This is a genomic window from Streptomyces sp. NPDC026092 (assembly GCF_040638605.1).
Taxonomy (GTDB): Bacteria; Actinomycetota; Actinomycetes; order Streptomycetales; family Streptomycetaceae; genus Streptomyces.
Genome location: NZ_JBEZYN010000020.1, coordinates 75369 through 93579, shown reverse-complemented (window position 1 = coordinate 93579; position 18211 = coordinate 75369). Strand labels below are relative to the sequence as shown.

Below are 18211 nucleotides of genomic sequence, written 5' to 3'. Positions count from 1 at the left end.
CATGCGCAACGCCTCGCGGAGAGTGGCCTGCTTCACGCACCAACACGCTCAAAGAGAGACATTTGACCTCGCTCGTATCCATGGGGCCGGAGTCTCTGATGGACTGACCCGGCCGATGTGAGAGGCCGACGAGAGAGGGAGCGACATGCCGCTTGAGGGAACGTACGAGCCCAGCCCGACGCAGTGGGTGCGGGAGCAGGTCGAGCTGTACGAGGCGTCGGGCGGCACGGAGGGCACGACGATGCGCGGCCTGCCCGTCGTCCTGGTGACCAACGTCGGCGCGAAGAGCGGCAAGCTCCGCAAGACCCCGCTCATGCGGGTGGAGCACGAGGGCGCCTACGCCCTCGTCGCCTCCAACGGCGGCGCCGTGAAGCACCCGGTCTGGTACCACAACCTGGTCGCCTTCCCGCAGGTCGAGCTCCGCGACGGGACGGGCCTGTGGGACATGAAGGCCCGCCTGGTGACCGGCGAGGAGCGCCAGGCCTGGTGGGAGCGGGCCGTCGCGGCCTTCCCCACCTACGCCGACTACCAGCGCGGGACCGACCGGGAGATCCCCGTCTTCGTGGTGGAGCGCGTCGAGTGACCCCCTCCCGACATCACGCTCCGTAGCGACCCGGTCGCGCGAGGGATCTTCCCAAGGCGGCCGTCCGGAGGTGAGATGGAAGGGAGGTGCCCGCCGCCCGAGGGAGTCCACCGTGAACGGCCGCCGCAAGGGACTCGTGACGTACTTCAACCAGGAGGGCGGGTACGGGTTCATCACCCCGTACGGAGACGAGGACGCCGTCTACGTCCGAGCCGAGGACGTGGAGACGGCTGACCAGGTCCTCTCCGAGGGTCAACAGGTCAGCTTCACCCTGGAACTGACCCCGGGGCGCTTCGAGGCCCGGCGGGTACGCCCGTGACGGCCGCTCCGGAGTAGGCGTCGGCGAGGTCGCGCACGGTCGCCATGTCGCTGAAGGGCAGCAGCTCCTCGCCGACGATCTGGTGCGGCTCGCTGCCCTTGCCGGCGATCAGGACGGCGTGCCGCGGGCCCGCCGCGGACAGGGCGAACGCGATGGCCTCGCGGCGGTCGGTGATCCGCTCGTACGGTGTGCCGGTCGCGGCGAGGCGGGGGCGATCTGGTCCAGGATGGCCTGCGGGTCCTCGGTGCGCGGGTTGTCCGAGGTGAGGACGCACAGGTCGGAGTGGGTCCCGGCGATCCGCCCCATGTCGGCCCGCTTGGTCGTGTCCGGGTCGCCGCCGCAGCCGAAGACGGTGATCACCCGGCCGCGCGCGTAGCCCCGGATGGTCGTGAGGGCCTTGTCGAGGGAGTCCGGGGAGTGGGCGTAGTCCACGATCACCGACGTACCGCCCGGTGTCTCGAAGCGCTCGAACCGGCCGGGCACGGGCGGCATCAGCTCGAGTGCGGTGACGAGCGCGCCCAGCTCGTGGCCGAGGACGTGCCGTGGTCGCCGAGGTGGTCCTGCGTGAGGTTGGTGAACACCCCGACATCGATGAACGTACGGTCCACCCGGTGCGTCAACAGGCCCATCGACGTGGCTTCGAGCACCACACTGCCGGTCCCGCGGTCGCGCATGCACCCCAGGAGGTACTGCAGGTCCGGTGACTCCGGGGTGGTCAGCACGGAGCGCGGCATCGGGATCGGCTCGTCGCCGATGCGGCTGCCGGCCGTTCCGATGACGCCCACCTTCGCGCCCTCGGCGATCCGCAGCGCGGACTCGACCATGTACGAGACCGATGCCTTGCCGTTGGTGAAGGTGATCGCCACGACATCCATCCGCCGCCCCGGTTCGCCGAAGTCACGGGAGGTCACGACCGCGGCCGCCCTCCGGACGTCCGGCACGCGCACGGCACAGGCGCCCGGCGGCCACACCGCGGGCGCCACGGAGTCGGGTCCGCCCTCCTGGTGTCCGGGCACGGCGATGAACAGGCAGCCCGGCGCTTCGACGTCGGCGGCGGTGGTCGGGTCGACGACGGCCGCCCGCACTCCGGACGCGACCTGCCGCAGGCGCTGCCTCGGCGAACGCGTGCGACCCATGGAGCGGGAGTGCAGGGCCGTTCCGGCGACCGGCCGCCCACCTAGGGGCAGGCCGTCCGCGTTCACGGTCGGTGCATCCCTCGGGCGGGGTTCGACGGAAGAGCTCGGGATGCCGTGGTGCACGCCGCCGCTTCGGGCCATGGTTGAATCTATCTCAATCATTAAGAGTTTGCGCATTGAAGTACTTCGCCTGCCTTGGAGCCCCCATGCGCCCGTCCACCCCGTGGATCCGACGTCTGCTGCCCCTCGCCCTGCTCATCGCCTGGCTCGCCATCGGCGGCGGTCTCGGCCCGTACGCCGGCAAGCTCGGCGAGGTCGCCACCAACGACCAGGCCGCCTTCCTGCCCCGGAGCGCGGAATCCACCCAGGTCGTCGAGGCGCAGAAGGCGTTCCGCCAGGACGAGACCCTGCCCGCGATCGTGGTCTGGACGGGCGAGCCCGAGGGCCGCGAGCTCGACACGGCCCAGCAGGCCGCGGCCGGCCGGGCCCTGGCCTCGCTCACCGGACGGCCGGGGGTGGCCGGGACTCCGTCCCCGGCCCTCGTGTCGCAGGACGGCCTGGCCCTGAGCGGGGTCGTACAGCTCCGCCCCGACCTCGGGGAGGAGCTGCCCACGGCTCTCGCGGCCGTGACCGAGGCCGCCGAGTCCGTGCCCGGCACCCAGGCGCGGATCGCGGGTCCCGCCGCGACGCAGGCCGATCTGACCGACGCCTTCGCCGGGATCGACGGCCTCCTGCTCGCCGTCGCCCTGCTGACCGTCCTCGTGATCCTGCTGCTCGTGTACCGCAGCGTCCTGCTCCCGCTGGTGATCATCCTCGGCGCGGTCTTCGCGCTCGGACTGGCGTGCGCCGTGGTCTACGTGCTGGCCGATCACGGCGTGGTGCGGGTGGACGGCCAGGTCCAGGGCATCCTGTCGATCCTCGTCATCGGCGCCGCCACCGACTACGCCCTGCTGCTCGCCGCCCGGTACCGCGAGGAGCTCGCCGCACACGCGGACGACCGCTTCCGGGCCATGCGCGCCGCCCTGCGCCAGTCCGTCGGGCCCGTCACGGCCAGCGGGGCCACCGTGGCCCTCGGCCTGCTCGCCCTGCTCTTCAGCGATCTGACGAACAATCGGGCGCTCGGCCCGGTCGGCGCGATCGGCATCGTCTGCGCGGTCCTCAGCGCCCTCACCTTCCTGCCCGCCGTCCTGGTCCTGCTGGGCCGGGCCGCCTACTGGCCGGCCAAGCCGCGGCCGGCGGATGCGGCGAGCGGCGGCCACGGCCTGTGGCGGCGGGTGGCGGACCTCGTGGACCGCGCCCCGCGCAAGGTGTGGGCGATCACCCTCGGCGCGCTGCTCGCGTGCGCCGCGTTCGCCCCGACGCTCGAGTCCCGGGGCGTGCCGCTCGACGAGATCTTCGTGAACGACGCGCCGTCCGTCGCCGCCCAGCAGACGCTGGGGCGTCACTTCCCCGGCGGCTCGGGCAACCCGGCGGTGGTGATCGCCGACGCGGCCGCGCTGCCCGCCGTGACGGCGGCCGCCGAGGCCACCGACGGAGTCGACTCGGCCAGTCCGGTCACCGCTTCCGCGCGGCCCGGCGCAGGCGCGCCGCTCGTCGTGGACGGCAGGGTCAGGATCGACGTCACCCTGAGCGACGCGGCCGACAGCACGGCGGCGAAGGAGACGGTCGTCCGCCTCCGGCAGGCCGTGCACGCCGTCCCCGGAGCCGACGGACTCGTCGGCGGCTACACCGCCCAGCAGTACGACACCCAGCGCACCGCCGAGCGGGACCGCACCCTCATCGTGCCCGTGGTCCTCGCGATCATCCTGGTGATCCTCGTCGGCCTGCTCCGCTCGCTCCTGATGCCGGTGCTGCTCGTCGCCACGGTGGCGCTCAACTTCCTCGCCACCCTGGGCATCTCCGCGCTCGTCTTCCCGCACGTGTTCGGCTTCACCGGCACCGACTCGTCGGTCCCGCTGTACGGGTTCGTCTTCCTGGTCGCCCTGGGCGTGGACTACAACATCTTCCTGATGTCCCGCGTCCGCGAGGAGTCGCTGCGCCACGGGGTGCGCGAGGGCGTGCGGCGCGGGCTGACGGCCACGGGCGGGGTCATCACGTCGGCGGGGGTCGTCCTCGCGGCCACCTTCGCCGCACTCGGGGTCATCCCCCTCGCCTTCCTCGCGCAGATCGCCTTCATCGTCGCCTTCGGCGTCCTGCTCGACACCCTGGTCGTCCGCTCCCTGCTCGTCCCCGCCCTGGTCCGGGACATCGGGCCGAAAGCCTGGTGGCCGGGCGAACTCAGCCGCAGGACGCGGTAGTAGGGGGGTCAGCGACCCCTCAGACGGGCTTCCCTCCCGGCATCGGGCCGACGGCCCTCGGTCCCGGGAGGGTTCTCGGATGGAGCTGCTCGACCCTCGTGCAGTAGGGCAGTGCGTGCAGCGGCTCGTCGGCCAGGAAGCGCGTCACCAGGTCGGTGATCTCCACCGGCCGTTCCAGGAAGAGCATGTGGTCGCTGTCGGCGACTTCCGCGAACCAGCCCCTGCCGCACGCCTGAGCCATGCGCCGGCACTGCGCCGGGGTGGTGAAGGCGTCGTGCTCGCCCGTCGCCGTCAGCGTCGGGGCCGGCACCGGCACGCTGGTGTCGAGCTCCGCGTGGTGGAGCAGACGCAGCGTATTGGTGCTCACCTGAACCGCCTCGGCCCGGGACAGGGCGGCCAGCCGGCGCAGCAGGAAGCGGCGGACGCGCGAGCCGTTGGTGATCCCGTCGAGGCGCCCCGTGTTCATGAGGATGTCGACCGAGGCATGCGCGTACTCGTCCATCCGGCCGGCGTCCAGGAGGGCCAGCGCGCGGTGCATGGCATCCCGGGAGTGCTCGGGGATGGCCGCCATCGTGCCGACCAGGACCATGCGCCCCACGCGCTCGGGGTGGCGCTGGGCGATGCGGTACGCGATGGCGCTTCCGTAGGAACCGCCCACCACGTTGACCTGCCGCAGACCGCTCTCGTCGAGTATGTGGCAGACGGCGTCCGCCAGTACGTCCACGCTCCGCCCCGGGGGCAGGGGGTCCGCTGCGCCCCAGCCGGGGGGGTCGACGGTGAAGACGTCCATGTTCGTCAGGAACAGCTTCTCGCAGCGCCCCCAGGTCTCCTTGCTCTGGAAGGCGCCCCCGATGAGCAGGAGCGGACGCAGCCTCGGGGCGGTCGCCCGGACCAGTCGCGACTCGCAGCGCAGTCCGTCCCAGCGGTGCCGGCGCACCAGTTCAGGACGGTGCGACGGCTGTGACCCGACCGTGGTGGGCGGCGAGGAGAGGGGCATTGCGGGGGTTCCTGTCAGGTGGGTGAAGGAAGCGTGCGGAGGGGCGATGAGCGACATCGCGGCCCGGACCGGTCGCGCATCTGCCGAGCCTTACCATCGGCACCTTTTGTCCGGCTCCCGGGGCTCAACGAGCCTCGACAATCAAGGGCACGCCGGGATCACGCCGAAGGCCTGAGAGGACGGGAACGACGACGGGAGTCGTGCGGTCACGCGTGCCCGCACGGCCGCACGACTCCCTGCCGCGGTCCGGGCCTACTTCGGCATGAGGACGGTGTCGACGATGTGGACGGTGGCGTTGGCGGTGGGGACGTCGCCGCAGACGACCTTGGAGGTGTCGTTGACGGTGTAGGCGTCGCCGGAGCCCTTGGTGGTGACCATGCCCTTCTGAAGCGTCTCGAAGGAGCCGTTCTCCAACTGCTTCGGCGTCAGCTTCTGGCCGACGACGTGGTAGGTGAGGATCTCGGTCAGGGTGGCCTTGTCGGCGAGGACCTTGTCGAGGTCGGCCTTGGGGATCTTGGCGAAGGCGGCGTTGGTCGGCGCGAACACCGTGATGTTCTGCGCGTTGTTGAGGGTGTCGACCAGGCCCGCCTTCTGGACCGCGGCGACCAGGGTCGACAGCTCCGGGTTGTTCGACGCGGCCGTGGCGACCGGGTCCTTCGCCATGCCGTCGAACGAACCGGCACCGTCCTTGGGCACCGAGGCGCACGCCGGGCCGAAGGGGCCGTCGCCGGCCGTGTCGTCCCCGGTGGCGGGCGAGCTCTCCTGGGTGGCGGGGGCCTCGGGCGCGGTGTCCGAGGAGGCGGCGTCACTGCCGGAGTCCGTACACGCGGCGAGCGAGAAGGGCAGCACGGCCGCGGCGGCGACGGCGACGGCGGTACGGCGGAAACGACGTGCGTTCATGAAGGGATCTCCTTGTGAGGTGTTCCCCGCCCTGTGAGGTACGGGGGAGTGGGTGGGGCGGGCGGGCCTACCCGGCGGTCACGACGACGGAGTGCCATCCGGCGGCCCCGTCGGGGAGGGTTCGGGTGCGCCGTTCGGTCTGGGTCTCACCGGTGCGGTCGGTGGCGCGGACGGTGAGGGTGTGGGTGCCCTTCGTGGCCGGCCAGGGATACGACCACTGGCGCCAGGTGTCCCGGGTGTGCTCGGCGGCCAGGTCGGCCGGCTGCCAGGGGCCGTCGTCGACGCGGATCTCGACCCGGTCGATGCCCCGGTGCTGCGCCCAGGCGACGCCGGCCACCATCACCGTTCCGGAGGCCGGCCGGGCGAAGGGCTTGGGGGTGTCGATGCGGGCCTGCGTCTTGATCGGCGCCCTCCGCGCCCACTTCCGCCTGACCCAGTACGGGTCGTACGCGTCGAAGGTGGTGAGCTCGATGTCCTCGATCCACTTGCACGCAGACACGTAGCCGTACAGGCCGGGAACGAGCATCCGGACCGGAAAGCCGTGGACGAAGGGCAGGGGCTCACCGTTCATGCCGACGGCGAGCATGGCGTCCCGGCCGTCCATGACGTCCTCGACCGGCGTGCCGAGCGTCATGCCGTCGACGGAGCGCGCCACCAACTGGTCTGCGGGCCCGCCTCGGGACGGCGGACGGACGCCCGCTTCGGCGAGGAGGGCGTCGAGGCGCACACCGAGCCACCGGGCGGTGCCGACGTACGGTCCGCCGACCTCGTTGGAGACGCAGGTCAACGTGATGTCGCGTTCGATCGTCTCGCGGGAGAGCAGTTCCTCGAAGGAGATGCTCAGCTCGCGGCGGACCCCCTTCCCGTGGATGCGCAGGCGCCAGGTGTCGGCCGCGACCTTGGGGACGACCAGGGCGGTGTCCACCCGGTAGAAGTCCTTGGTCGGGGTGGTGAACGGGCTGATGCCGGAGAACCGCGGCGCCGCGCCGCGGGGGACGGCGGGGGCCGGTGACGACGGCCGGGGCAGGACGACCGCGGCGCGCGAGGCGACCGAGTCGCCGGACCGCGACGCGTTCAGCACCCGGGCGAGCGCGCCGACGCCCGTACCGGCCGCCGCGGCGGCGCCGACGGCCAGCAGGAACCGGCGACGGCTGCCGCCCGCCCCGGTGTCCGCCCGGCCTGCCGGGCGGGTGACGAGCGGGCTGATCAGGACGTACAGCAGTACTCCGCCCGCCAACCCGCCCACCAGTGACGGCAGGGCGTCGGCGTACGAGTCGGAGTCCGGCCGGTTCAGGGCCGCGGCCGCGCCGACGAGGCCGAAGGCCACGACCCCCGCCGCCCCGGTCCGCCGGCTCCTGAGGGCCAGTACGCCCAGAGCCATCGCCAGGAGGGCGATCACGACGAGAATCCCGGCCTGCAGGACGAGCTTGTCGCTGGTCCCGAAGGTGCGGACGGCCCAGTCCTTGACCCCCGCGGGGGTCCGGTCGACGGCCGCTCCGCCGACGGCCGTCACGGGCCCCGCTTCGGGCCGGACCCCCGCGGCGACCAGTTCGGCAAGCGCCAGCGCCACGTAGCCGGAGACGAGCCCGGCCAGTGCCGCCAGGGTTCCCCGGCCGATGACTGCCTTGTCGATGTTCACGGTCGGGTCTTCGGAACCGTACGGCCCCCGGATGGGTGCGACACCGGAACCGGTGAGACCCGGCCGCGAGGTTGACGCCTCCGTGTCGGCCGACCCGGGCCCGAGGGGCAGTCCACCGTTTCCTCCACGGGCCGTTCCGGCGCATAGGCTGACCGCGTGGCCAGCACCGATGACCGAGACAGGACCGCGCCCCCCGCCGGGGCGCCGGGCGACCTCCAGAGCTTCGCCGTCGCACTGCGCCGCACGCACGGGGAGATGAGCCGGCTGGTCCACGGCTTCGCGCACGCCCACGGACTGCACCCGACCGACGTGCAGGCGCTCGGCATCGTCCTCGACAGCCCGGAACCGCTCACACCCGGCCGGCTGCGCGAGCAACTCGGGCTGACGTCAGGGGCGGTCACCGCCTGTCTCGACCGGCTCGAGAAGGCCGGCCACATCCGCAGGTCCAGGGAGAGCGCGGACCGCAGGGTGGTCCACGTGCACTACGAGGAAGGGGCGCGGGCCGCCGCACGCCAGTACTTCCTCCCGCTGGCGCAGGCCGCCGACCGGGCCAGGGAGCGGTTCGACGCGGAGGAACTGGCCACGGCGCTACGGTTCCTCACCGCGCTCAACGACGAACTGGGGGCTCTCCGGGCCCCCGGCCACTGACTTCCTGAGGGTCGGAGACCACTTCTTCGCGAGCGCGTGCCGTACGGACCAATCCGCCGGCGCCTCCGCCACGAACGACGCGTGTACCCGACCAGACGCAGGAGGACCGCGGTGAGAGAGAACGCACGTGCGGCCGGAGCCCGGGCACCGGCCGGCCACCCCGAGCTGCCGGAGCTCCTGAGCCGGACGGCCCGCGGGGACCAGGAGGCGTTCACCGCCGTGTTCGACGCCGTCGCAGGACCGGTCCTGGGTGTCGTGCGCGCCGTGCTGCGCGATCCCGCCCAGTCGGAGGAGGTCGCGCAGGAGGTCATGGTCGACATCTGGCGGCTCGCCGCCCGCTACGACCCCGAGCGCGGTTCGGTGCTCACCTGGGCGCTCACCCTGGCACACCGGCGCGCCGTCGACCGGGTCCGCTCCGAGCAGGCCGCGTCGGACCGCGTGCGGCGCGTCGCCCTGCTGGAACAGACCCCCGCCTACGACGAGGTCGTCGAAGAGGTGGAGAACCGGCTGGACCGCGAGCGGGTACGGCGCTGTCTGCGCGGTCTCACCGAACGGCAGCGCCAGTCCGTCACCCTCGCCTACTACCGCGGCCTGACCTACCGTGAGGTCGCCGAACTCCTCTCGCTGCCCCTCGGGACCGTCAAGACACGGATGCGCGACGGTCTGATCCGGCTCCGCGACTGCCTGGGGGTGACGGGATGAACAGCTTCGACCCGCACATGCTCACCGGTGCCTACGTGCTCGACGCGCTCGACTCCGACGCCGAGCGGCAGGCGGTCGAACGCCACCTCGACCACTGTCCGTCCTGCGCCCACGAGGTCGACGAGCTGGCGGAGACGGCCGCCCGCCTGGGACAGGCGGTCGCCGAGACCGTCGGCCCGACCCTGCGCGCCGCGGTGCTGCGCAGGATCACGACCGTGCGTCAGGAACCGCCGTACACGACCGCGTTCGACGGCGGCGCGGTGGCCGCCGGTCGCGGCCGGTCGCGGCGCGGCTTCCCCCGATGGGCGCTGGCCGCGTCCCTCGCCGGCACCGTCGCCCTCGGCGGATTCGCCACCGCCTGGCAGTACGACCGGGCCGAGGAGGCCGCCCGGGCCGCGCGCGAGGCCACGGCAGAGGCCGAGTCCGTCGCGGCCGTTCTGGCCGCGCCCGACGCACGTCTGACCACGGCCCGGCTGGCCGGCGGGGCGGTCGGCACGGTCGTCTACGCGCCCTCGGCCGACCGGGCGGCGTTCGCCGCGTCCGCGCTGCCCCGGCCGCCCGCCGGGTCGGTCTACCAACTCTGGTACGCCGACGGCGACGTCATGCGCCCGGCCGGACTCCTGCCCGCCGACACGACCACCTCCACGACGCTCCTGGCGGGCCGGGTGAACGAGGCGTCCGCCATCGGCATCACCCTCGAACCGGCGGGCGGCTCACCCCGGCCGACCACGGCCCCGCTCGCGGTGATCGCCCTGCCCACCGTGTGAGCCCGGCCGCGTGTCACGATCCGTCCGGATCCCCGAGCAGTGCGGCGGTGAGTTCGGCGGTGCGGCGGTGCCAGTGGGCGGCGCCGCGGAGCATCGCATGGCCTCCGGTGGTCATCGGGATGGCGACCGCGTCGGCGCCCGCCGTCCGGGCCCTGCGCACGAAGTCCCAGGCCTCCCGGGCGGAGGTGACCCGGTCGGCCTCGTCGTGCAGCACGTGGATCGTGCGTCCCGCCAGGTGCTCGACGGGCTCGCCCGGCGGGCACCACGGTGCCAGGGCCACCACGCCGCGGACCATCGGGTCGCCGGCGGCGCTCAGCGCGGCGCGGCCGCCCATCGAGTGGCCGACGAGCACGACGGGGATCGGCCCGGCCCGCTCCCGCAGCCGCGCCAGCGCGGCCGCCGCGTCCTGGGCCGCGTCACGGCGGTCGCCGTTCCAGCCCCGGTGCCGGTAGCGGACCTCCGCGACGAGCACGTCCCGGCCCGCGAGCGCGCGGGCGACGGCGGTCGCGAACGGGCGCATGCGCAGGGCGGGCAGGTTGACCAGGGGCGGCGGCCCGAGGCCCTCGGAGCGGCCGCCGTGCAGCAGGAGCACGGCCGCGGCGGGGACGGCCGGCGCGCTGCGTACGACGAGACAGCCCGCTGCGCCGCGCCGGACCGCGGGGGCGGCGTCGGGCGTCATCGGGGATCGGCCCGGTGCGTGGGCCGGCGGGGCGGGCGAGGCAGGAAGCCGCTCGTACGGGCGGCGTACTCCGCGTAACCGGGGCGGTGCGCCATGTGGGCCTCCAGGAGCCGCTTGCCGCTGCCCCAGATCAGCAGGGCGCTCATCACCAGGGGCGACACCAGAACGAGGACAGCAGTCTGCCAGGTCGCGCAGGCGGTCAGGTAGAGCCCCCACCAGACCAGGAAGTCACCGAAGTAGTTGGGGTGCCGGGTCCAGCTCCAGAGGCCCCGGTCCATGATCCGTCCCCGGTGCGCGGGGTCGGACTTGAAGCGGGCGAGCTGGTGGTCCCCGACCGTCTCGAAGGCGAGGCCCGCCGCCCAGAGGACGAGGCCGACGGCGAGCAGAGGGTCCGGTCCTTCGGGCAGGTAGGCCGCCGCCTGGACGGGCAGGGAGACGAGGCAGACGAGGGCGCCCTGGAGGAGGTAGACGGTGCGCAGCGCGTAGAGCGCCGGATGGCCGGGGGCCCGGGCGAGCATCTTCGCGTAGCGGGGGTCCTCGCCGTGGCCACGGCCCCTGCGGGCGATGTGGACGGCGAGGCGCAGCCCCCACAGGCAGGTCGCGAGGGTGACGGCGAGCCTGCGGCCGTCGTCCCCGTACCCGGCGGAGAGCACGAAGGTGACGACGGCGACGGCGGTGAACGCGAGGCCCCAGGCGATGTCGACGATCCGGTGGACGCCCTTCACCGAGGCGATCGCGAACGTCACCAGCATGACCGCCAGGGCCGCTCCGGCCGACGCGGCCAGATTGACCGCCAGGGCGGACGCGTTCACCGGGACGCTCCGGGGCAGTCCGCAGGCTCCGCCGGCTCCGCCTGCTCCGCCGCGACGAGGCGGAGCTGGCGGACGTCCAGGTAGTGCGCGCGGAAGCCCGCCTCGGAGTAGGCCAGGTACAGCTCCCACATGCGGTGGAAGACCCGGTCGAAGCCGAGCGCTTCGACCGCCGCCGACTCCCGGACGAACGTCTCCCGCCAGAGCCGGAGCGTCTCGGCGTAGTGCGCGCCGTAGCCGGTGTCGTGGGTGAGGGTCAGGCCGGCGGCGGCGCTCTCGTGGGCGAGGGCGTCCGGCGACGGGATGAGGCCGCCGGGGAAGACGTACTTGCTGATCCAGGTGTGGGTGCGGGCGGTGTGGAGCATCCGCTCGTGCGGCATCGTGATGGCCTGGAGGGCGACGGCCCCGCCGGGCGCGACGAGCCGGCGCAGGGCCTCGAAGTAGGTGGGCCAGTACTCGGCGCCCACGGCCTCGATCATCTCGACGCTGACCACGGCGTCGTACCGGCCCTCGACCTGGCGGTAGTCGCGCAGTTCGACGCGCACCCGGTGCTCCACGCCGGCCTCGGCGATCCGGCGCAGCGCGAGCGCGCGCTGCTCCTCGGAGAGCGTGACGGTCAGGACGTCGGCGCCCCGGGACGCCGCGCGTATCGCGAGTTCGCCCCAGCCGGTGCCGATCTCCAGGAGCCGGGTCCCCGGGCCGACACCGGCCAGGTCGAGCAGGCGGTCGATCTTGCGGTGCTGGGCCGCCGTGAACGCGCCCGGTGTCGCGGGGAGGGTGTCGAACACGGCCGAGGAGTAGGTCATGCTCGGGTCGAGGAAGCGGGCGAACAGGTCGTTCGACAGGTCGTAGTGCCGGTGGATGTTGGCGCGGGCGCCTTCGAGGGTGTTGAGGTCGCGGGCCGGGCGGCGGCGCACCCAGGCGCCCCGGAGCCGGCGCAGCGGTGCCGGTACGAGGTCGTCCACGTGGGTGGCGAGCACGGTGAGGAGGCCCACGAGGTCGTCGCTGTCCCACTCGCCGGCCATGTACGACTCGCCGAAGCCGATCAGCCCGTCGGCGCCGATCCGCCGGTGGAAGGCGGCCGGGTCGTGCAGGGTCAGGACGGGCGGGGCGGGGGTGACCCGGTCGGCTTCGCCGGTGGTGGGGCGGGGAACGGCGCCGGGCGGCCCACCGAGGTTCGTCCGCAGCGGCAGCCGGGCGAAGGCACGGGCGAGGACGCGCCGGGCGACGGCCGTGCGCAGGGCGGAGGCGCGCGGGAGGCGGGCGACGTCGGGCCAGCGCTCCGGATCGACGGGCGGACGGCCGAGGGCCGCGACGCGGGGCGCGGCCGGCGGGACGGAGACGGTCACAGCATGCCTTCTCGGGTGGGCGGGGCGGGACGGGGACGGACGGGAACTCCCTTGAGGTACAGGCGGATCCCGTGCCACCGGATGCCGGCACTGACGGCGGCGGTGGACCACGGGTGGCGCAGCGCCGCGGCGAGCAGGCCGCGCGCGTCGGCGGTCCTGCGGCGGCCGCGGACGGTGGCGGTCAGCGGCCGGCTCCCGTCGCCGTGCCGCAGCTGGACGGTGAGGTCGAGGCGGTCGCCGGGCAGCGGCAGCCGCATCCGGTAGGAGCCCTCGACGTCGAAGAACGGGGAGACGTAGAACTCCTTGGCGACGTCGGCGCGTCCGGCGGCGTCGGGCCGCAGGAGGTAGCAGTGCCGGCCGCCGTAGGTGTTGTGGACCTCGGCCACGACGCAGACGGGGCTGCCGGCCCGGTCGTGACACCAGTACAGGGTGAGCGGGTTGAAGACATGGCCGAGCACGCGCGCGTGGGCGAGCATCAGCACCCGCCCGTCGGCGTTCCGTACGCCGTGGGACGCGAGGTAGGCGTCGAGGCCGGCGCGGAGGGTGGGTGCCCGGCCGCCGAAGTGGTCGCGGGCGTCGAAGCGGGCGAGCGGGCGCAGGAGGCGGGGTAGTCGCGGCAGGTCGTCGAGGTCGACCAGCCACAGGTAGGTGCGCTGCCGCAGGGAGTGGTGCGTCGGTCCCACGCGCGTGTGGGAGACCTCGCAGGGGTAGAGCGCCGGCGCCAGGGATGCGAGGAGAGAGGCCGGTGCGGCGGGTGTGGCGCTGTCCGTGGTCACCAGGTCACCCCCAGCGCGCGGGCCGCCTCGACTCCGGAGCGGCAGCCGTCCTCGTGGAACCCCCAGCCGTGGTACGCGCCGGCGAAGGCGGTCACGGACGTGGCGAGACCCGGCAGTTCGCGCTGCGCGGCGACGGAGCGGGGCGTGTAGACGGGGTGCTCGTACACCATGCGGGCGAGCACCGTGCTCTCGTCGACGCGGCCGTCGGCGTTGAGGGTCACGAGGTGCGGCTCGTCCACCGGGAGGCGCTGGAGCCGGTTCATGTCGTAACTGACCTTGACGACCCCGGGGCGCGCGTCGCAGGAGGGGAGCCAGTAGTTCCACGACGCCCGGGCGTGCGGCGCCGCGGGCAGCACGCTGGTGTCCCGGTGCAGGACGGTGGGGTTACGGGAGTAGGTGAACGCCCCGAGGACCCGGCGCTCGTCGGGGGTGGCGTCGGCGAGCATCCGCAGGGCCTGGTCGGGGTGGACGGCGACGACGACGGCCGCGTGGGTCTCGGACTCGCCGTCGTCGGTGGTCACCCGGACCCGGTCCGTGCCCCGTTCGATCGCGCGGACCGGGGTCGCGGTGCGGACGGCGGCGAGTTGCTTGGCCACCTTCTCGACGTACGCCCCGGAGCCTCCCGTGACGGTCCGCCAGCGCGGTGAGCCCGTGGTGGAGAGGAGGCCGTGGTGGTCGAGGAACCGGAAGAGGTAGGCCGCCGGGTACAGGAGCGCCGTGTCGGGGGCGCAGGACCAGACGGCGGACACGAGCGGCACGGCGAAGTGGCCGACGAAGTACGGCGAGAACCCGCCGCGTTCCAGGAACGCGCCGAAGGTCCGGCTGTCGTCTCCGGCGGCGAGCAGCCGACGGGCCGCCCGGTGGAAGCGCGGTACGTCGGCGAGCATCCGCAGATGGCGGCCGCGGCGCAGGTTGCCGCCGCCCAGCAGACCGCGGGGGCCGCGGGCGCCCGCGTAGGCGAGGCCGCAGCCGTCGCACCGCACGGACATGCTCATCTCGGCGTCCTGGGTGGCGACGCCGAGCTCGCGGAAGAGCCGCAGCAGGTGGGGGTAGGTGCGCTCGTTGTGGACGATGAAGCCGGTGTCCACGCGTACGGTGCCGCCCTCCCGGGTCGGCACGTCATGCGTGTGCGCGTGCCCGCCGAGTCGGTCGTCCGCCTCGTACAAGACCACGTCGTAGCTCCGCGACAGCACGTGAGCGGCTGTCAGGCCGGCCACTCCCGCCCCGACGACCGCGACGGTTCGCCGACTCATTCGTTCCCCCTCGCGTCACGGGGCGCCCGCACACCGGTCGCGCGGAGCGTCCCCGGGAGTGGTTCGGCGCCGTCGGCCGTTCGGATGGGTGCGACATCGGCGAGGGGCCGCCGAGGGCTGACCGTGGGCACTGCGACCATGACGACTCCTCCTCCGGCCCGGCCCGGCGCGGGCGGGCGGTCCTCCCTGCCTCCTCAGGTTCCGGCGAACGGCGGCAGCGCCTCAAGACGCATCGTTCGTGCGTCGTTTCGGGAGGGATCAGGAAGCAGGGCGAGTCGATCGGGCCGCACACAGCGCCGCACCCCCTGCCGACCAAGCTCTCTCAGGTCTGCAGGGGGTGCGGCGGCGGCCGTTCGGCGTCGTGTCAGATGTCCCGGAAGATCTCGATCTGCGCGCCCACCGAGTTCAGGCGCTCCGCCAGCTCTTCGTAGCCGCGGTTGATGACGTAGACGTTGCGCAGGACCGACGTGCCCTCGGCCGCCATCATCGCCAGGAGGACGACCACCGCCGGGCGCAGGGCCGGGGGGCACATCATCTCGGCCGCGCGCCAGCGGGTCGGGCCCTCGACCAGGACGCGGTGGGGGTCCAGGAGCTGGAGGCGGCCGCCGAGGCGGTTGAGGTCGGTGAGGTAGATGGCGCGGTTGTCGTAGACCCAGTCGTGGATCAGGGTCTTGCCCTGCGCCGTGGCCGCGATGGCCGCGAAGAACGGCACGTTGTCGATGTTCAGGCCCGGGAAGGGCATCGGGTGGATCTTGTCGATCGGAGCCTCCAGCTTGGAGGGCCGGACCGTCAGGTCCACCAGGCGCGTGCGGCCGTTGTCCGCCGCGTACTCCGGCGAGCGGTCGTGGTCGAGGCCCATCTCCTCCAGGACCGCGAGCTCGATCTCCATGAACTCGATCGGGACCCGGCGGATCGTCAGCTCCGACTCCGTCACCACGGCCGCGGCCAGCAGGCTCATCGCCTCGACCGGGTCCTCCGAGGGGGAGTAGTCCACGTCCACGTCGATCCGCGGGACACCGTGCACGGTCAGCGTCGTCGTGCCGATGCCGTCCACCCGTACGCCCAGCGCCTCCAGGAAGAAGCAGAGGTCCTGGACCATGTAGTTGGAGGAGGCGTTGCGGATGACGGTGACGCCGTCGTGGCGGGCCGCGGCGAGCAGCGCGTTCTCCGTCACGGTGTCGCCGCGCTCGGTCAGCACGATCGGGCGGTCGGGGGAGACCGACCGCTCGACCTGCGCGTGGTAGAGGCCCTCGGTCGCCGTGATGTCGAGGCCGAAGCGGCGCAGCGCGATCATGTGCGGCTCGATCGTGCGCGTACCGAGGTCGCAGCCGCCCGCGTACGGCAGCTTGAAGCGGTCCATGCGGTGCAGCAGCGGGCCGAGGAACATGATGATCGAGCGGGTCCGGATCGCCGCCTCGGCGTCGATCGAGTCCATGTCCAGCTCGGCGGGCGGCACGATCTCCAGGTCGACCCCGTCGTTGATCCAACGGGTGCGCACGCCGATCGAGTTGAGGACCTCCAGGAGCCGGAAGACCTCCTCGATGCGGGCGACGCGGCGCAGGACCGTGCGGCCGCTGTTGAGCAGCGTGGCGCAGAGCAGCGCGACACACGCGTTCTTGCTCGTCTTGACGTCGATGGCCCCGGAGAGCCGGCGCCGGCCGACGACCCGCAGATGCATGGGGCCGGCGTAACCGAGGGACACGATCTCGCTGTCGAGTGCTTCGCCGATGCGTGCGATCATCTCAAGGCTGATGTTCTGGTTGCCACGTTCGATCCGGTTCACGGCGCTCTGGCTTGTGGCCAGGGCCTCGGCGAGCTGCGTCTGCGTCCAGCCCCTGTGCTGACGGGCGTCACGGATGAGCTTGCCGATGCGTACGAGGTAGTCGTCTGCCATGAGCGTCACGTTATCTCAGATATGAGATGACGCTCGCGTGGGGGTGGGCCGTCAGGGTGACGCGCTGTGCGCAGTGGGGTGACGCGGTTCGTACAGCGGCAGTTCGGCCCCGCTCGGCAGCCGTACGGCGGCGAGCAGACCCCAGCCCTGATCGCTGATGGGCCGTGAGATCTCGGTGCCGCGATCCTCGAGGGTGGTGAGCGTGGCGGCGATGTCCTCGCACATCAGATACACCTCGTGCTTCGGCTCACCCGCCGTCGGGTGCACCGCGACCTCGGCCGGCGGCAGCTTGAAGATGAGCCAGCCGCCGCCCGCGTCGACGTGGTCGAAGCCGAGCACGTCCTTGAGGAAGGCCCGGTCGGCGTCCGCGTCCGGGGTGTAGAGAATCACATGCGCGCCGCTGAACATGCCCATGCTGCGATCCTCGGCCCGCCGTACGCCCCCGGCAATCGCACCGCGCCCGTACGGGGGTCACCCGCGGGTGGTCAGGCCGCGACCGCCCTCGCGGCCGCGCGGTGGTGGCTGGGGCGGGTTCCGTGCACGCGCTGGAAGGCCACGCTCAGCCCGAACGCGCTGCGGTAGCCGACCTGTCGGGCGATCGCCTCCACCGTCTCGTCGGTGCGCGCCAGCAGATCGGCCGCAAGGGCCAGGCGCCAGCCGGTCAGATAGGCCATCGGGGGTTCGCCGACCAGCTCGGTGAAGCGGCGGGCCAGCGTCGCGCGCGACACACCGCTCTCCTCGGCGAGCGCCGCCACGGTCCACGCCCGCGCCGGCCTGTCGTGGATCAGCCGGAGCGCCCGGCCCGCGACCGGGTCGCCGAGCGCCCGGTACCAGCCCGGCGGATCGGCCTCCGGACGGCTGAACCACTCCCGCAGCGTGCACAGCAGCAACAGGTCCAGGAGCCGGTCGAGGACCGCCTGCTGCCCCGGGTCGTCGCGGCCGATCTCGTCGGCCGTCAGGTCCATGATCGGTGCGGGGCCGCCCTCGGGGCGGACCACGAGGACCCGGGGGAGCGCGCTCAGGAGCCGCTCCGAGACCTGCCCGCCGACCCGGTAACTGCCGGTCAGCAGCACCGCGGGGCCGTCCGCGCTGTTCCCGCACATCCGCAGGCCCAGGACGATGTCCTCGCTGATCTCCTCGCCGTCGGCCGTCGTGCACCGGTCGGGACCTTCCCGTACATACAGGGGCGCCGCCCCCGAACCGTCCTCGTCGCCGACGGAGAACGGCTCCGAGCCGGCCACGACGGCCACGTCACCCTCGCCGAGCGCGACCGGCGGCTCGCCGCCGCCGGGGTCGATCAGGCCCGAGCCCCGCAACATGGTCACCAGGGTGAGCGGGGTGCGGTCGGCGAACCGCACGGACCACGGAGGTTCCAGGTGGTTCCGGCTGAACAGCGCGCCCTCGGCCCGCACCTCGTACAGCAGGCTCCCCAAAGCGTCCATACGGCAAGGTTAGACGCTCAG

The 18211-nt window shown here is 73.2% G+C and carries 17 protein-coding genes and 1 pseudogene; 6 read left to right on the top strand and 12 right to left on the bottom strand.

Features of this window, described 5'->3' with window-relative positions; all coding sequences use genetic code 11:
- Nucleotides 1-145 precede the first annotated feature (145 nt).
- Entirely contained in the window at nt 146-583 is a 438-nt protein-coding gene (locus AB0F56_RS28440) for a nitroreductase family deazaflavin-dependent oxidoreductase (protein ID WP_362014515.1), read from the top strand.
- A gap of 112 nt (nt 584-695) precedes the next feature.
- Complete coding sequence (locus tag AB0F56_RS28435) at nt 696-902, top strand: cold shock domain-containing protein (protein ID WP_362014513.1); 207 nt, start codon at nt 696-698, stop codon at nt 900-902.
- Here AB0F56_RS28435 and AB0F56_RS28430 read toward each other — a convergent pair.
- Nucleotides 850-1939, bottom strand: a pseudogene (locus AB0F56_RS28430) (UDP-N-acetylmuramoyl-L-alanyl-D-glutamate--2,6-diaminopimelate ligase); the annotation flags it as partial. The gene AB0F56_RS28435 and the pseudogene AB0F56_RS28430 overlap by 53 nt on opposite strands.
- A gap of 305 nt (nt 1940-2244) precedes the next feature.
- Here AB0F56_RS28430 and AB0F56_RS28425 point away from each other — a divergent pair.
- Nucleotides 2245-4335 carry an MMPL family transporter gene (locus AB0F56_RS28425; protein WP_362014511.1) on the top strand — a complete coding sequence of 697 codons (2091 nt, stop codon included), beginning with the start codon at nt 2245-2247 and terminating at the stop codon, nt 4333-4335.
- 19 nt (nt 4336-4354) lie between these two features.
- Here AB0F56_RS28425 and AB0F56_RS28420 read toward each other — a convergent pair whose 3' ends face one another.
- From AB0F56_RS28420 to AB0F56_RS28410, 3 genes are all read right to left on the bottom strand, one after another.
- Complete coding sequence (locus AB0F56_RS28420; protein WP_362014510.1) at nt 4355-5332, bottom strand: alpha/beta hydrolase; 978 nt, start codon at nt 5330-5332, stop codon at nt 4355-4357.
- Nucleotides 5333-5584: 252 nt separating this feature from the next.
- Nucleotides 5585-6232: a fasciclin domain-containing protein gene (locus AB0F56_RS28415; protein ID WP_362014508.1), complete on the bottom strand. Its 648-nt coding sequence runs from the start codon at nt 6230-6232 to the stop codon at nt 5585-5587.
- Nucleotides 6233-6299: 67 nt separating this feature from the next.
- Entirely contained in the window at nt 6300-7871 is a 1572-nt protein-coding gene (locus AB0F56_RS28410) for a molybdopterin-dependent oxidoreductase (RefSeq protein ID WP_362014506.1), read from the bottom strand.
- 156 nt (nt 7872-8027) lie between these two features.
- On the opposite strand from AB0F56_RS28410, the gene AB0F56_RS28405 reads away from it, so the two are divergent.
- The 3 genes from AB0F56_RS28405 to AB0F56_RS28395 all read left to right on the top strand — a co-directional run bounded on the left by AB0F56_RS28405 (nt 8028) and on the right by AB0F56_RS28395 (nt 9988).
- Nucleotides 8028-8519, top strand: coding sequence for a MarR family transcriptional regulator (locus AB0F56_RS28405; RefSeq protein WP_362014504.1), 492 nt, complete (start codon nt 8028-8030; stop codon nt 8517-8519).
- Between the two features lie 111 nt (nt 8520-8630).
- Nucleotides 8631-9221 carry an ECF RNA polymerase sigma factor SigK gene (gene sigK / locus AB0F56_RS28400; protein ID WP_362014502.1) on the top strand — a complete coding sequence of 197 codons (591 nt, stop codon included), beginning with the start codon at nt 8631-8633 and terminating at the stop codon, nt 9219-9221.
- The gene (locus tag AB0F56_RS28395; protein ID WP_362014500.1) at nt 9218-9988 is read left to right on the top strand and encodes an anti-sigma factor; all 771 of its coding nucleotides are present in this window, start codon (nt 9218-9220) and stop codon (nt 9986-9988) included. The genes sigK and AB0F56_RS28395 overlap by 4 nt, the downstream gene beginning before the upstream one ends.
- 13 nt (nt 9989-10001) lie before the next feature.
- On the opposite strand, the gene AB0F56_RS28390 is transcribed toward AB0F56_RS28395, so the two are convergent.
- From AB0F56_RS28390 to AB0F56_RS28355, 8 genes are all read right to left on the bottom strand, one after another.
- Nucleotides 10002-10667, bottom strand: coding sequence for an alpha/beta hydrolase (locus AB0F56_RS28390; RefSeq protein WP_362014498.1), 666 nt, complete (start codon nt 10665-10667; stop codon nt 10002-10004).
- Complete coding sequence (locus AB0F56_RS28385) at nt 10664-11419, bottom strand: DUF1295 domain-containing protein (RefSeq protein WP_362014599.1); 756 nt, start codon at nt 11417-11419, stop codon at nt 10664-10666. Before AB0F56_RS28385 ends, AB0F56_RS28390 begins: the two co-directional genes overlap by 4 nt.
- A 56-nt stretch (nt 11420-11475) precedes the next feature.
- On the bottom strand, nt 11476-12825 hold the full coding sequence (locus tag AB0F56_RS28380) for a class I SAM-dependent methyltransferase (protein WP_362014497.1): 1350 nt from the start codon (nt 12823-12825) through the stop codon (nt 11476-11478).
- Nucleotides 12822-13550, bottom strand: a complete 729-nt coding sequence (locus AB0F56_RS28375) for a DUF1365 domain-containing protein (protein ID WP_362014597.1) — start codon at nt 13548-13550, stop codon at nt 12822-12824. Before AB0F56_RS28375 ends, AB0F56_RS28380 begins: the two co-directional genes overlap by 4 nt.
- A 47-nt stretch (nt 13551-13597) precedes the next feature.
- Entirely contained in the window at nt 13598-14854 is a 1257-nt protein-coding gene (locus AB0F56_RS28370; protein WP_362014495.1) for an FAD-dependent oxidoreductase, read from the bottom strand.
- A gap of 364 nt (nt 14855-15218) precedes the next feature.
- On the bottom strand, nt 15219-16748 hold the full coding sequence (locus AB0F56_RS28365; RefSeq protein WP_362014493.1) for a UDP-N-acetylglucosamine 1-carboxyvinyltransferase: 1530 nt from the start codon (nt 16746-16748) through the stop codon (nt 15219-15221).
- A gap of 51 nt (nt 16749-16799) precedes the next feature.
- On the bottom strand, nt 16800-17156 hold the full coding sequence (locus AB0F56_RS28360; protein ID WP_362014596.1) for a VOC family protein: 357 nt from the start codon (nt 17154-17156) through the stop codon (nt 16800-16802).
- Nucleotides 17157-17233: 77 nt separating this feature from the next.
- Nucleotides 17234-18190, bottom strand: a complete 957-nt coding sequence (locus AB0F56_RS28355; protein ID WP_362014491.1) for an AraC family transcriptional regulator — start codon at nt 18188-18190, stop codon at nt 17234-17236.
- Nucleotides 18191-18211: the final 21 nt, after the last annotated feature.